We start from the raw sequence: 15,280 nt of genomic DNA, 5'->3' as shown, positions 1-15,280 counted from the left end.
TTAATCAATTTTGCCGATAAATCGGTAGTAAATCTCAATCTCCTGATCTCGCATCCCATCCGCACCTTTAGTAGCCTCATGAATCACAATCTTCTCAATCAGGGTATTGAGAAGTTCAGCGGTCAGTTCTGTGGGATTGGCGTACTGCTTGATGAGAGCGACCCACTTTTCGGCATCCAGGGCAGTTTGCTGCTCTGCGGACAGCTCCGCTTGCAAGCGGCTGATCTTTTCCTCCAGCTCCAGCTGTTCTGCCTGGTACTTTTTCGTCAGCAGATTGAAGTTATACTCGGTGATGCGTCCGGCGGACCAGTCCTCGTACATTCGGACGAATTTTCCGTCCACTTCTGCCTTGCGCTTTTCCGCTCGTTGCAGTTCGGATTCCTGACGCTTAGCGGCGGTCATGCGTTCCCGGTCACCGTTTTTCAAAATCTGCTGCAAGAGTTTTTCTTCGCTTAGCTGCGCCCGATGGGACCAATACTGGATTCTGGACAGCACATAGACATAGAGCGTGTCATAGCGGATATAATGCGCCGAGCATTGTGTTCCCATCTGTCCGTACTGGCTGCAAGTGAAATGGCTGTACGGCGTTTTGTTCTGCCGGTTCGTGCCGAAGCGCATAGACCAGCCACAATCTGCACATTTTACAAGACCGGCGAAAATCTGCGTTGTGGCATCCTTCTGCTGCCGCCTGCGGCTGGCGATCTGCTTTTGTACCTGCTCAAACACATCCCGGCTAATGATCGCCTCATGGGTATTTTCCACCCGAATCCATTCTTCTTTCGGCTTGCGCACCTTTTTCTTGTTTTTATAAGAGATATTGGTCTGCTTATTGTGTACACTGTTGCCGATGTAGGTTTCATCTTGCAGAATACTTTTGACCTGAGCGATCGTCCAGGCATAGGATTTTTCTTCCGGCGCATTGGCATAGATATTGGCGAAAGTTCCATACCGCTGATAATTGAGCCAGCCCGCAGTCGGAACTTTCTCTGCAATCAGGGTCTTGGTGATTTTCGCTGCACCCGCCCCATGAAGTGCAAGGTCAAAGATTTTCTCGATGATCCAGCGGGTTTCTTCGTCTATGGCTAAAGTGTTTTTGATTTCGGGATGGCGGATGTATCCCAGCGGCGCATAGGCAAAAGTGCGTTCTCCGGCAGCAAATTTGGCACGGAGCGCCGTTTTCACCTTGCGGCTGGTATCCTTTGCGAACCATTCGTTGAAAAGGTTCTTGAACGGCACAAAATCCGAAAGTCCTTTTTCGGTGTCCTCGTTTTCAGCCACGGCAATGTAGCGGATTTGCTTTTCCGGGAACACAAATTCCAGATAGTAGTCCATCATCACGTGTTCACGGCCAAAGCGACTGAGGTCTTTAGTAACGATGCAGTTGACTTTTCCGGCCTCCACATCATCCATCATCCGCTGAAAGCTGGGACGCTCGAAGTTCGTTCCACTCCATCCGTCATCGACATATTCGCCATACACCGAAAGGCCATGTTCCTTTGCGTACTGCTGCAAAATGGTGCGCTGGGTCTCGATGCTCACGCTGTCGCCATAGTTTTCGTCGTCACGGCTGAGACGCATATAGAGTGCGGTATTGTAAGGTTGTTTCACGGTAAAAATCCTCCTTCTAATCGAAACAACCCACGCTTACAATACTTCTGTTTTTATTATACCGTAAGCGTGGGTGTGGTTCAACGACATTTTGTTGTGGAATGGGTTTATCCAGCGTTGCGGGCAGCATACTGGACCACATTTTCAATTAGCTTGTCCATGGGTTTGCCTGCCTGGGAGAAATGCTCGGATACCCGAATCCTGGTATTGCCGCAGTAAAAATATTGAATGCCATCCGGCTCTGTGACATAGACCGAGGTGTTCTCCAGCGTCGGTTCGGGTTCATCCTCCCATCTGCGCCATTCTTCCAGAGTTTCCAACGGCGGCTCAAAAACAGGTTCAAAGCAGGCTTCAATGTCGATATAACCATAGTCGGGTTCGCTCATAAAATCTTTGTGTTTTCTCATGCAGTTTCCTCCATCAATTAAAGTTCTATATCCTGCGGCTTACGGTGGACAGGCTGATCGTGCTGCCTTGTTTGCCGGGTCCGGGTCAAAATGGCATCAAGAAAAGCCCGCACCTTTTCGGGTGCGAGCTTGACAGCGTCCAGATATGGCTGGACTTCCTTTTTCAGTTCTTGGTACTTGTCATAAATCTTTTCATATCGCTGTTTCCAGACAGCGGCACTTTTTTGTGCGCTTTGCAGTTTTTCTTCCAAACGGCTGTTTTCCGCCTTGGCAAGAATCCCATTGACCGCATAATCCTTGAGTGTGCTGCACTCGGATGGGGTCAGAGTGATATTGCCGGTGATCGTCTTTTTCCCCATGGAGCGGATTTCCTGTACGGTCAGGGCGGCAGTGCGCTGTTCTTTGGTCTGCTTTTGCAGGGATTGCAGTTCCTTCTGCTTTTTCTCAACGGCAGCCTGTGCGGTGCCCAGCGCCTGTTCTGTCTGAGCGATTTGGGCGGTCACATCTTCCAACCGCTGCTGCTCCTGTGCCACCTTGAACTGGGTCACAGTCAGATGTTCTTCAGTGCTGCCACGCTCTCCACGCTCCACATCGGTATATCCGGCAGCTTTCATATAGTTGAAGAAATCGTCTTGCAGGACACTGTACGATGTCCGCAGAACTTTCTTGCCCTTGGAGGTCAGAAGCGGATTGCCCTGTTCATCCAGAGCAACTTTGGATTCCCACTTTTTACTGCGACTGACCTGCATAATGGTCTCCTTGACTGTACCTACAAGGGACTTATCCTTGCACCGCTTCGACCAGAGAATCTGTTTTTCCACCACCGGGACATAGACCACATGAAGGTGGTAGTGATACACATCCTGCCCCAGAGCTTCCGACATGGCTCGGTTGCGCTCATCGGCGTGCATGACGGCAGAGAGGATATACTGCTCACCGCCCACGATCTCTACGGCAGCTTTGTATGCGTCGGTGTAGAATTGCTTGGCATATTCATATCCGCCGTGATTGTGAAAGTAAGCGGAGTTCACATCAAAAATCAGTTCCCCGTATTTCACCGCATCGGCTTTCAGACCACGAGTGGAGATGACACCATCGGCAATCATCTGATCAAACATAGCGGCATAGCTGTCGGTGGGAGCCTTGAAGTGGATATTCCGGTAGGTTTGGGTGGTATCAATATCCTGGTTGGAGTAGCTGTCCTTTTCCCGTTCGTTATGCTCCTGCACCTTCGCCACATCATCAAGGGTGGGCAAGTCCTGGTTACGGGCAAAGGTGCGGTCGATTCCGTCGTTTCTGGCCATAAAAATCAGCTCCTTTCTGTTGTGCGGCAGACGGCTGGGGGACGGGGATGCACTTCCTGCGGGAAGTGTAATAACCCACTATGACACTTTCATCCCGAAGGGCTGCAAAGTGCCGTGGGCTCTCCGAGGGAGAATGCGGCATCTGCGGATGCCTTGCCGCCTTTAGAGGCTTGTGTGTGGCACCCAAATCCTCAAAAGGCGGTGTGACCGACAGTCTCTCCGCACTCTTGATTGCTTCAATTCTGCCGCTCACAGGTAGAGCAGATTTTGCAAATCCACTCTGCCATCCATCTCCAAATCTGCGGATTTTTCGATGGGGACGGGAGATACGACGGGTAAGAACGGCGGGCATCATGTGTCCCTCCGTTTCTGCCATACGAGATCATAGCCAAGGGCGTCGGCAAGCTGTACCGCTTCCACATACCGCAGAGACTCCCGCTGGAGCTTGTTGGACAGGTTGGAAACGCTGTCACTCCAGCCGTAATCCTCAGAAAGCCTGTCAACGACTTCCTGCATCGTATAACCGGAACGCACGATGTACGACTTGATTTCATTTCTCAAATTGGATTTCATGGAAAACACCTCATTCTTTCGTAAAGTTAGTTTGCCGTGGAGAATGCACGCTACACGCCTCAGCGAACACGGATAACATTCATAAAATCGCTCAGGACTGCGCCTATGAAGAACTGTCCACAACAGCACCCCATCGACTTTGCCATTAGGTGGGCTTGCAAGCGAAACCGTGAAAATAGCCACCTTCCCGCATACCACCATCACCATTCTGTAAATCACCGAATAATGATTTGTGTTCTGCTTATGGTAGTGTTTTTCACTGTTTGCACAACCATTGATTGGGAAGTGCGGATTTTAGAGCGCCCTCTGAGCCGAACAATAAAAAATGAACTTCTATTTTTTGCGTTCGTGTGTTCCTTCGTTCCACAGGCTGCACCCGATTAGGAACGCATGAACGCACGAACAGAAGGTTTTGAAGTTTCATTACAACTCCACAGGTGAGAGCAGAACATAAATGCCCATATACCCCCGGCACCGCTTTCCACCACCGATGTGCAGGTTATTGACTGGCTCCAAATGGTAGCGTTCTGCGTTCTGGCTGAGCTGGTTTGCAAAGCTCTTTGGGGACAGTGGATTTTCTGCGTTGTCCTCACACCACCGCCTATAGGCTGCGTATAGATTTTTGGTGCTGGCTTCATAATCGGCCTTAAATGCCACATATCCCTCAGAATCGAGAAAGTCCAGAATGTTATTGGCGTCACGGACAGCGGAAGTGATATTGTCCTTGGCTCTCTGGCTGATGGTGAAGTGGTAGTGATTGGCGATCAGCCGCCGCAATCCCTCCAGCATCCAGAGAAAGATCCCCTCTTTTTCGGCAATCAGTTTCTCGGCAAGAAACGGGTCATCGAACCGATCCGCAGGCTTGTCCTTGGTGGTTAGAATGATCTGGCGGCGAAAGAAACCGTCGCTGCGGTCATGAAGTGCAGTCAATGCCCCATTACCGAAGCAGAGGAAACGCACATAAAGCAGCCCCTGATAGCTCTGCTCTTTCTTCCGTTCCAAATCCATCCGCAGTTCTGCTGTCACAATGGATTTTACATAGTTGGTTTTGGTCAAGGCGTTCATGTCCAGATCATCGTCCACCATCAGCAGCTTACCCTCCAGATCGGCTCTGGCAAACCGATTAGTTTCTACCTTCTGAATGGAAGTGGTGTTCATGTTGAGCCCGAAAATGGCGTTCATCACCACACCGATCCGGCTTTTGCCCTCGCCTCCCTTGCCGATCAGCATGAGCATTTTCTGTCCTTTGGTGGATGGAATCAGGCAGTAGCCCAGATACTCCTGCAAGGCAGGAATATCCTCCGGCCCCAGCAGTTCCGAAAGGAAGCGCAGCCAGTGTTCCGGTGCCGGAGCATCAGCCCGATAGGATACTGACAGACGGTTGCTGCAATACTCTTTTTCCTTCGTAAACGTGCCATCCAGAAAACAAGTGCCGTTCGCCACATGGATGCGGTCACATTGCAGGGGCAAAGGGTCTGCATATGCCGCCAGCTTCAACGTCTTGAGCACCTGCTCCACCGTCTGTGCGACCTTGGCATGAAGCCAGGGCGAGATTTCCTCATAAATCGTTCGCTTTAATTTGCTTTCATCCGGCAACGGTCCCTCCACAGTATAAAAGCGGTCGTTGATACAGCGCATTGGATGCCGGGACAGGAAATCCCGGCAATATTCCGGCTCGATGATTTTCCCTTTCTCATCAATCCAAACAGGGCTGTTCATGGTATTGCTCCTTTCTCAGGCGGGCCTGTAATTTGCGGATGTATCCGTCTGCCGTTAGTTCGCTTACGACTTCGCCTCGTTCATAGGAATAGCCTTGCAGCAGGATGTCCAGCTGATACTCTGCCCAGGGCAGCCGGTGGCAGGCTTCTACAAACCGCTTGTCCGGCACATCTTCCGGTGCTTGCGGTGCATACCGTTTTTCCCAATCCAGGAGCAGCCGCCGATACTCGTTCAAAACAGAAAAGCACAGCCGCTCGTTCTCACGAAGCTGCTGTGCTTTGGTTTTGTGTTTCATTTTCCGGCGAATGACTTCCGGCAAGGGCTTGTCCGGCGCAAGGTGAAAGTCCGACGCCAGTTTTCGGGCCGCATCATATAGCCGAAGGTCAAACAGCTTGGCAGTCAGGTCGATCACATCCCCGTGTTCCCCGCAGGCGAAACAGTGGTAGTGGTCATCCGATACATATAAGCTCGGATGACGGTCATTGTGGAACGGACACAGTGCCATGCCATAATGGTTGACGTCAATTCCATACGCCTGCGCTGCTTCCTGTGTGTTGATACTGGCTTTCACCACTTCAAACAGATTCATACAGATTCCCTCCATTTCCTTTTTGATGGGGCAGTTTTCTCACCCCTCTGTATAGGTTATGGGGAAAATCGAAAAAAACAGGCTAATGGCATGACAAGGCATTTTCAAAAAACATGACAAGAATTTAATTGTGTGCTATTATAAAAATAAAAAAACATGACAGGAGGGAGAAGATGGATCAGATCATCAACCATGCGGTTTTGTCGCTGGATTTCTGGCAGGACACCGTGAACTATGAGGGGTGTACCATGCCCACAGGAACCATTGGTTGCGAGGTGCTGAACATCCCGGACAGTACCATTGAAAAACTGGATACTCCCTGCAATGTGCTGAACCAGCTGCTTCAGGGGATGAACACCGGTTCCGTGGATATGGAGCTGCTGCCGCAGGTGCAGCAGGCCGCTGGCGAGATCATCTCCTTTTTGCAGGCGACACCACCCTTCTCCCGATTGAATCGGAGCTATTTTGAGCAAAAACTTGCAGCCATCTTTTCCAAAGAATACATGGAGGACGCCAAAGCCTATTTGCAGCTTACCCAGCAGGAGCAGCTGATTTGTGCTTTGACTGGTCAGCACAGCAAGGCAACAATGCTCGTCCGAATAGCGCAGGTACTGGGGCATTTGAGTTATTCTCTGGGGCAATACAAGGAAACCCTGACGAAATTTGCAGAGCGGTTGAATGAACCCGGCTATGACCGTACCTCGGACGGTTATGCGGCAATGTTCGGGCAGTTCTTCAAAAGTGAGCCAACTCTGTCGCTGGATAACCCAGCCTGGATGACCCTGACCAATGCTTCTGTGCAGTATGTAGCCGCCACTCGGCCCGGAAAGACAGAGCCACAGCTGGTCAAACGGATGCACTATGTTTCCTTTGTGGGGATGTTCCGTTCCGATCTGTTTGAGGGGCTTTGTGTGGGCCATGCACCTAAAAAATGCCCCATCTGCGGCAGATGGTTTCTCACTATTGACGCACGGCATACCAAATACTGCGGCGGTCTGGCCACCGGCGACCAACGGGGACGGACGTGCCGACAAATCGGCAATCTGAGAGGTCGGGAACAGCGGGAGCTTGCAGACGATCACCCCATCAAGGCCATTTATACCCGCCGTATGAACACCATCCTGCAAAGCACCCGCCGTGGAAAGCTGGATGAAGAAACGGCAGCAGCTATGAAAAAGCTGGCAAAAGATAAGATGCTCCGTGCGCTTTCAGATCAGCGTTATGCCAGCACTGTCTATGAGCAGGAAATGACCCAAGATGCACTTTTGAAGGCCGTACAAAAGAAATAAGCAGAGAAACATCCGAAAGGTGGTGAGGGAAAATGGATACAGCGTGGACATGGGAGCTGTCCGGCTACTGTGCCAAATACAGCTTTCTGACGGAACCCAAGGGCTTGAACATGCGGGAAGTGGAACGCATCTTTCAGCTTGACCCCGAACCGCCTGTCCATGAAAATCTGAATGATTATATCATTAAGGCTGTGCAGAGCCGTAATTTGCGCTGGTTTTCCTTTTTCCTGCACCACTATGAAAACCGGCTTAATAGTCGTGTTCGCCGTTTCCTGTTGCGGGAGGGGCTGGATCGCTATGACCCGGAACGCTTTTTGGATTATAAAATGGGCTGTGTGCTTGCCATGCTGGATTGTCTCCGGGAGTACAATCCAACACAAGGGGCGGATTTTCTGACCTATGCCCATCATTTTATCGGGAATGCTCTTTTGACCTGTCGGATGCAGGAGGAGGCCGGTTCCTTTGAAAATGTGGATGAGTACAAGGCTGTGCGAGGGATTGCATGGCTCTACAATCAATCCGGTCAGTCTGAACAGGCGGCAATCCAGAAATATGCCCAGAAAAACGGTTGTACCGAGGAAACCGCAGCAAAGTTTTTGGCATTGGCCAAACAAAATCGAAGCCGTGTTCCGTTTTATCAGACCATTCAGGATGAGGACAGTGAAGAAACCGGCGAGGATGTCAGCCGGGATGACCACTGGGATTATACGGAGATTCTATGGGACGGCATCCAGGCTAAAACTGTCCGGGAGGCATTTGAAAAGCTGAATTACCGGGAACAGACCCTCTTGGAAAAGAGAAACGCCATCTGTATGACCTGTGGACGGGTCAGTCCCACCAGCACCCGGTTGACCTTTGAAGAACTGGCAGTCCTCTTTGAGGGCAGCACGGCCAGTGGTGCAGAACGGGCCTACCGCAAAGCCGTGGAACACTTAGCCTGTCTGCTGACAGAAGCCGGTGTGCTTCACATGATCCGGCTGAAACGCAAATCCCAGACCAAACACAAAAAGAAAATCGCCGCCGCTGTCTACCTCTACCAGGTGGACAACGACGGCGAATGGGGTGAGATTTCGTTTGATTTTGAGGCTGGAACAGCGGAGATTATCCGCTTGGCAGAGTGGGATACGACGATCAGCAAAGTATTCGCCACAAAAGTAGTTGCTCTTGTTATGAAAGATGGCGATTATCAAACAAAGGAAAGCATATTAGCTGTTTCTTGCTGATATGCAATGTTTTTATGTCAATCTTTCATCGCATAACTTTCTCAAGCAATGTCTGATAGCTGTCTACAACATCGTAAACCACATTGTTATCACTAATGGCTTTGAAATGTTCTCGGGCGCAGTGAATTTTGGATTCTTCAATCAATCGCAACTGCATGGAACGCATCGAACCTTTGGTTTCAGCCACAAAATAGATGTGTTTTACAGTTCCTTCATAGAATGCAATCGCCCAGTCAGGATTGTAGTGTCCCACCGGCGTAGAGATGTAAAAACTGTCCGGCAATTTTACATAAACAGCTATATCGCTATTGGCATCCAGCTCACTTGAGAAATCACGCTCGTTAGTGGAATCATAAACAATATGGTCGAACAGGCTGCGGGTTGCTTTTCTGGCGTTGACATCCAGCTTACCTTTGATGGTCGGCTCGGTGAAGATGTCGGTGGTGTACCGCTCATCCAGTACATTATAAGTGATATGCTGGATAATTGCAGTTGCCTTCTCGTCGTTAATCAGGGCGGCAGCACGAATGATAAACTCTTCGGGATTGTCTTTGAACTGATTAAAAGTGATCTTTTCAATGCCAGTCAGAATAGCAACTACGGCTTTTCTGGTCAAACCTGTTTCTTCCACGAGCTTTCCGATAAGATCATATTTCACACTGCTGCTGGCATGGATTCGTTTGCCGCTGTCATAGGTTGCAGACTGCTTTTTCACGAAAGCATTTCCGCTTGCGAGTTCTTCTTTTGATTTTATTTCATCCATTGCGCCAGTCTCAACTTTGAAGTAGATCTTCGGCACATGAAGATTTCTGTTAAGAGAAGTAATCGCATTGCATACAAGCTCATCTGTATCAAAGTCCACTACATAAACAGATTTCGGGCTGATGCGTTGCCACAATGCCTTGAACTCAGGCATAGCCAGTTTTTCTGGGTCAACTCGCAGTTCGACATTCTTATCGCGGGCGTTCTCAGGCTGCATGGAACGGCTGTCGTAAACAGAGTCCACAATCCTGATGACAGCATCTGCGCAGTCGGCTACTTCCTCGGCCACCTTGATTTCTCCGTTGGCCTTGTCAGCATAGTATTTATCTGTCAATGCGCCCTTCTTGTCCACATAGCCGTTGACCACCATGTCAAAGTAAATAGCCTGTGCCATCTCACCATCGATGACCTGTTCGTTGCCTCGTGCATCAGTGATGACCTTGTCTTTGAAAAGATCGGCAGTGACCTTTTCAGGCCGGTTTGCAACAGCCTCGGCCAGCTCGCTTTGGAGGCCCTTAGCAAAGGAATCATAACTTTCGCTGGCAATGACCGTCAATACATTGATATTGTGGACATCGTTGCCCAGCACATTAGCATCCATACGCTCGCCGTCCTGATTGACACACAGACGGAGGCCACGGCCTACCTCCTGACGCTTGCGAACATCGCTGCTGCTCTGTTTCAGGGTACAAATCTGGAATACATTGGGGTTATCCCAGCCTTCTCGCAGTGCAGAGTGGGAAAAAATAAAACGCACCGGCGAACGCTTTGGATTGCGGTCAAGCAACAATTCCTTGTTTTTCATAATCAAGTCGTAAGCATCAATATCGTCGGAAGTCTTTTCCTTCTTGTCGGAGAGCTTACTGTCGGTCATCTTGCCCTTTTTATCGACGGAAAAGTATCCTGCATGGGTATCCTTTGCCTCGATAGCGTTGAGGTAGGCTATGTATGCCTCATCTCCAATGGAAAGCTGCAAATTCCCCACAATATCCGCATATTCTTCCTCAAACATATCCGCATAGATGCCATTGTAGGCTTGTCCTGCTGCGTCATATTGTTTATATTTGGCAACCTCATCAATAAAGAACAAACTCAGCACCTTAATGCCTTTATGGAATAGCTGGCGCTCCCGCTCAATGTGGGAGAGAATGGTTTCACGGATTTGAATCCGGCGAAGCTGTTCTTCACTAATCCTGCCGATCACATCACCAGCATAGATTTTGATGCCATTCAGGAACTCGATGTGGTTGTCCCGTCCGTCGATGAACTTGACCACAAAACCGTCTTTGTATTCCTCCATGCCGTTGGAATTATCATAGAGGTTGAATCCAATCCCTACCGTCATTGTCTTTTTGCGAATGCTCGTAGCACCCTTAAAGTCAAATTGAATAGTAGCAGTAGGATCAGCTTTTGACAGGTTGATGCTTTCAAGGTACACATAGCCGTCAGTTGCCGTGCTGCCGGACTCCGTGATGCCCTTGACGGCAATCTTCTTGACCAGACGCTTGTTGTATGCTTCCATTGCGTCCAGCCGGTAAACCATGTTGTAAATACTGTCCGTCTTGTGGGTGGCGGAGTAGCGCAGGGTAAGAAGGGGATTAAACTCTTTCAGACGCTCCTTTGTCTGCTTACCTTCCACAGACTGCGGTTCGTCTATGATGAGAATCGGATTGGTTTTTGCAATAATGTCAATGGGGCGACGGGAACGGAACTCATCCAGCTTCATATAAATGCGTCTGGCATCCTTGCCCTTTGCATTGAATGCCTGTGAGTTGATAATCATGACATTGATGGAGCTGTCGGAGGCAAACCGGTCAATTTCGGTGAGTTGAGCCGAGTTATAAATGAAGAAGCGGATTTTCTTTCCGTATTCCTCAGCAAAATGGTCCTGCGTCACCTGAAAAGACTTATACACACCTTCCCGGATCGCAATAGAGGGAACCACCACGATGAATTTGCTCCATCCGTAGTGCTTGTTCAGCTCGAACATGGTCTTGATATAGGTATATGTTTTACCCACACCGGTTTCCATTTCGATCGTCAGATTATACCGACCTTCCAATTTGGGAGAAGGCGCGATCTGATTGGCTCTTTGTATTTTGTTCAGATGTTCCAAGATCAGTGCATCAGACAGCTCCGGCACAATACGCTCATTACGCCAGCCGGTAAAGTCGTGTTCCTCTTCCATGCCAATCTGGTATGTACCAGAACCTCTGTCCATCATATAGGTTGGCGTGAGGTATGGCTGACCGGCAAAGACATCCACAACTGCTTTTGCTGCATCTGCTTGGAACTTCTGATGTTTGAATTGAAGTTTCATGACAGAGATCCCTTTTCCTTTTTTGCAATATAGCTGATATTCTTTTCAATAAATTGTTGACGGTTATCTTCCATTACTTTGTCCAGTTCCTCATCTGTCATCGGTTTCTCTTCCATTGCAACAAGCTTGACATCATAGTGCGCAAGTAAACCTCTGATGGAAGCATTTGCCAAGGCAGCAAGAAAACGAAAGTCAAAGGATGGAACAACTCCTTCAAAAGCATATCTGCAATCAACGAATGCATTTGAAACAAGAACAAATTCTTTTGTGAACTTCTCCATGTCTTTGTACTCGGGTGCTTTTTCTATTAAATAACCAATGACTTCACACTGAAATTCTTCAGGCAGCATCCTAAATAGAACCATTAGATTGTGTTCTTTTTTATAGCTGATGCTATTTTGGGTCAAAATTGCTTTTAAGCACAGTTCAATAGAAAAAGCCCCATTTACAAGCATTGGAACTGTGAATAAGAAATCGCCAGATTGCATATCAATTCTTTCAAGATTAAGATACGCATTATAAAATGATTTAGCCTGAAAAACAAGAAATTCCGCCTGCATTACAACACCTTCACACGCTTGGTTATATCATCCGCATCTTCCGGCATATAGAGCTTGAAAATTTCAAAGACATTGATTTTCGCAGGGCTGTCAGCAAAACCGGCGTCGCGGAACACGGCACGGAGCGGCTTACGCTTGGCAATTTCCTTGACCACGCTTTCCGGGATGTTTTTATCAAAGCAAGCGATCAGGTCTCCATCGTTATAGGTATGGACGGTGCAGCCGTCAATTTTCTCACTGTGGTAAGGCATGGAAAGGGGTAGCCCCCAATCCAGCAAACAGCCGAAGAACAGGTCAAGGGCGGTGCGATCTTCTTTAATATTGGAAACCATATCTGCAAGAGTTTGCTGGTCAAGCTCATCTGCCGCATAATAGACATCTTTCATGTTGCTGTCAGCCAGCTTGAACACACGGAAACCCACATCCAAATCTGCCGTGGTCAGCGGGCTGTCAGCCTTAATTTTCTCACCAGCACGCCGGATACGTTCTTTGCCGATTTCACAGATGTTCCGGTATCCAGCTTTGTAGGCTTCACTCTTTTCATCGCAAGGCTCAGGAATCTGAACCATGATGAACCTACGATTGCCCCCGTCCTCAGCATTTAACTGCATCACTGCATGGGCAGTAGTAGAGGAACCAGAGAAAAAGTCCAGAACAACATCGCCTTTTTTAGTGGATAGCAGTAATGGCCTGAGAATCGTACCCAAGGGTTTTGGCCGAGGAAAAATATTTTTATCAAACCCCAAATCTACGAACTGTTCTGTGCCTCGTTCGCTGTTCAAATCTTTAAATGTCCATGCAGTTGTCGCCTTCACTCGGAGATCGTCCGACAGGTAATCTCTCTCCATAACTGTCCATCTCTTTTTTACGGACATATATGTAGGTTCAAGAAGTTCTTTTCGAGATTCGGCTGTCTCAATGCCAACTCTCCATCGTCCAAAAGACCCGTCGTCCTTCATAGGGACAATTTTAATCCATCCATCAGGAGTTCTCTCATCATACGAGGGATAAAATTCGCCAGTTGCCTGATTGAAGTAGAAGTAATAGAACATTTTTGGTCTATCTTCGCGCCGATCACTATCACCTGTTTTCCTAAGATCAATATAACGATAGCGATTACCCTCTTTATCTACTTTGTTATATCTTCTGGTGACATTTTCTTCAGGCTCAAACCCCGACAATATTGCTTCGTTTTTTTGATAAACCACAATGTATTCATGTGCTGTGGCTATGTTCTTTTCATCGGATCGTCCTTTAGGATTATTAACATTGACAATACAAGCAATTCTGTTTGCGGTGCCAAAAATTTCATCGCATATCTTGAGCATATTATCTACTTCGTGGTTATCGATGCTGATAAAGATAACACCGTCATTTGCAAGAAGATTCCTTGAGAGAAGTAGGCATGGATAAATCATAGAGCACCACGCAGAATGAAAACGAGCATTAGTTTCTGGATTTTGAGAAAAATTCAGATTCCCATTTTCATCATATCTTGATATACCCTCATTATATTCGTCCTTATCCATCTCAAATTGATCAAAGTACACAAAGGTATCCTTGCCAGTATTGTAGGGAGGGTCGATGTAGATCATCTTAACCTTGCCCAGATAACTCTCCTGCAAGAGCTTGAGGACTTCCAGATTGTCGCCCTCGATATAGAGGTTTTCGGTAGTATCCCAGTCTTTGCTTTCTTCCGGACAGGGGCGCAGCGTCTTGCGGATGGGCTTGTTAGCCTCCACAATGGCAGCCTTCTTGCCTACCCATGTAAACTCATAGGCTTCGTCGCCCTCTACCACATCAGAAGAGAGCATTTGCCGCAGCAGATCAAAATTGATGGCTTTTTTCGGCTTGCCGTTCTCGTCCACCGTTTCTGTAACACAGTTGGGGAACAGTGCGCCGATCTTCTCGATATTTTGCGCCGTTAAATCAGGCGTTTCCAGTTTCATATGATCCATTATGAGTTTCCTCCAATTTTTATTGCGTACTGATCATAGTCCATTTCGGCGATCATCTTTTCAATGCACTCAAAGATTGCATCATACGCTTTGACAAGTTCTTGCATCTTGTCGTCAATGTCTATTTTTATTGGCGATTTGAAATCTTTTATTTCGTATTTTTCATCAGGTGGCTGGTATTGCGCACCATTTTTCATACTTGTTGAGCTAATGGAACTCGTAGGGATAACATAGAATTTAAACGGGTTTTCAGCTTCAAGGTAGCTATAATCAATGCCGCCTTTGTGCTTAATATAATTAGCCCACTTACGAACCTCTTCAATTTTGGCTGAGCAAGATGTAAGTAGTTTTCTTGCTTTTGTTTCATTACGATTTTTTAGTTCTCCTACCACAAACTCGTAAGTGCATAATGACAGAGTTTTCTTTGTGTCCCATCCTTCATCGTAAGGATTTCCGTCCCTGTCTACAACAGATGTATACAGTTCTTTCCCCCAATAAACTGCTTGTAGCACATGATCAAAAGCATTAGAATACCATGTTGATGCAGTTCCAAAATAAATACAGCGAAATAGATACTGTGGAATATAGCCTTGTGACCATCGAATGTTATAATCAGTATCCAAAAGAAGGGCGCTTTTCATGGTAAAAAAACGCGCAAATCCCAAGCATTCAATAGCCTTCTGCATAAAATAAATGGATGGTTTGATGAACGGCTGTACAACCATAATCGGAGGTGTGTAGTGTATCAGTTTCATCTTTTCGGAAAAAGCACAGTATTCTTCTGTATTTTCTTTGTAAGTCTGTTCCTTTCCACGATATTTAATATAGCATTCATTTAGTTCTTTTTCAGATATGTCAGGGTGCCTTTGTATAAAAGTATCTATTGTCATGTAATCGCTTGATGCATCTCTTATTTTTAGAAAATCTTTGCATTCAGGCTCCATCTTTGCCGTAAATTTAAGATTCAT

General features: G+C 47.6%; 12 protein-coding genes. 2 read left to right on the top strand and 10 right to left on the bottom strand.

From position 1 onward, the window contains the following. The 6 genes from BQ5383_RS04600 to BQ5383_RS04575 form a co-directional block, all read right to left on the bottom strand. Positions 1-1,608 (bottom strand): DUF4368 domain-containing protein, encoded by a 1,608-nt coding sequence (locus BQ5383_RS04600; RefSeq protein ID WP_071429642.1) that lies wholly within the window; start codon positions 1,606-1,608, stop codon positions 1-3. A 107-nt stretch (positions 1,609-1,715) separates the two neighbouring features. Then, entirely contained in the window at positions 1,716-2,015 is a 300-nt protein-coding gene (locus BQ5383_RS04595; protein ID WP_071429640.1) for a hypothetical protein, read from the bottom strand. 17 nt (positions 2,016-2,032) lie between these two features. Then, positions 2,033-3,319 (bottom strand): plasmid recombination protein, encoded by a 1,287-nt coding sequence (locus tag BQ5383_RS04590; RefSeq protein WP_071429638.1) that lies wholly within the window; start codon positions 3,317-3,319, stop codon positions 2,033-2,035. 351 nt (positions 3,320-3,670) lie between these two features. Further along, entirely contained in the window at positions 3,671-3,892 is a 222-nt protein-coding gene (locus BQ5383_RS04585) for an LLM class flavin-dependent oxidoreductase (RefSeq protein ID WP_071429636.1), read from the bottom strand. Between the two features lie 423 nt (positions 3,893-4,315). Next, positions 4,316-5,611: a DNA primase family protein gene (locus BQ5383_RS04580; RefSeq protein ID WP_071429634.1), complete on the bottom strand. Its 1,296-nt coding sequence runs from the start codon at positions 5,609-5,611 to the stop codon at positions 4,316-4,318. Next, positions 5,589-6,200, bottom strand: a complete 612-nt coding sequence (locus BQ5383_RS04575; RefSeq protein WP_071429632.1) for a CHC2 zinc finger domain-containing protein — start codon at positions 6,198-6,200, stop codon at positions 5,589-5,591. The genes BQ5383_RS04580 and BQ5383_RS04575 overlap by 23 nt, the downstream gene beginning before the upstream one ends. A 173-nt stretch (positions 6,201-6,373) precedes the next feature. Here BQ5383_RS04575 and BQ5383_RS04570 point away from each other — a divergent pair, with 173 nt between their 5' ends. Then, on the top strand, positions 6,374-7,489 hold the full coding sequence (locus tag BQ5383_RS04570; protein ID WP_071429630.1) for a DUF6076 domain-containing protein: 1,116 nt from the start codon (positions 6,374-6,376) through the stop codon (positions 7,487-7,489). Between the two features lie 32 nt (positions 7,490-7,521). Further along, positions 7,522-8,712, top strand: coding sequence for a hypothetical protein (locus BQ5383_RS04565; RefSeq protein WP_071429628.1), 1,191 nt, complete (start codon positions 7,522-7,524; stop codon positions 8,710-8,712). A gap of 25 nt (positions 8,713-8,737) precedes the next feature. On the opposite strand, the gene BQ5383_RS04560 is transcribed toward BQ5383_RS04565, so the two are convergent. Genes BQ5383_RS04560 through BQ5383_RS04545 form a run of 4 tightly spaced genes read right to left on the bottom strand, consistent with a single transcriptional unit; the run spans position 8,738 to position 15,280 of the window. Continuing rightward, on the bottom strand, positions 8,738-11,794 hold the full coding sequence (locus BQ5383_RS04560) for a type III restriction-modification system endonuclease (protein WP_071429627.1): 3,057 nt from the start codon (positions 11,792-11,794) through the stop codon (positions 8,738-8,740). Then, positions 11,791-12,354, bottom strand: coding sequence for a HEPN domain-containing protein (locus BQ5383_RS04555; RefSeq protein ID WP_071429625.1), 564 nt, complete (start codon positions 12,352-12,354; stop codon positions 11,791-11,793). Before BQ5383_RS04555 ends, BQ5383_RS04560 begins: the two co-directional genes overlap by 4 nt. Further along, a complete protein-coding gene (locus tag BQ5383_RS04550) occupies positions 12,354-14,312 on the bottom strand; it encodes a site-specific DNA-methyltransferase (RefSeq protein ID WP_071429624.1) in 1,959 nt (652 codons plus the stop codon). The genes BQ5383_RS04555 and BQ5383_RS04550 overlap by 1 nt, the downstream gene beginning before the upstream one ends. Beyond that, a complete protein-coding gene (locus BQ5383_RS04545) occupies positions 14,312-15,280 on the bottom strand; it encodes a hypothetical protein (RefSeq protein WP_071429622.1) in 969 nt (322 codons plus the stop codon). Before BQ5383_RS04545 ends, BQ5383_RS04550 begins: the two co-directional genes overlap by 1 nt.

The organism is Angelakisella massiliensis, from assembly GCF_900104675.1.
Lineage (GTDB): Bacteria > Bacillota > Clostridia > Oscillospirales > Ruminococcaceae > Angelakisella > Angelakisella massiliensis.
Note: the sequence above shows the minus strand (reverse complement) of the source record. Positions and strands in the feature narration are given on the sequence as shown.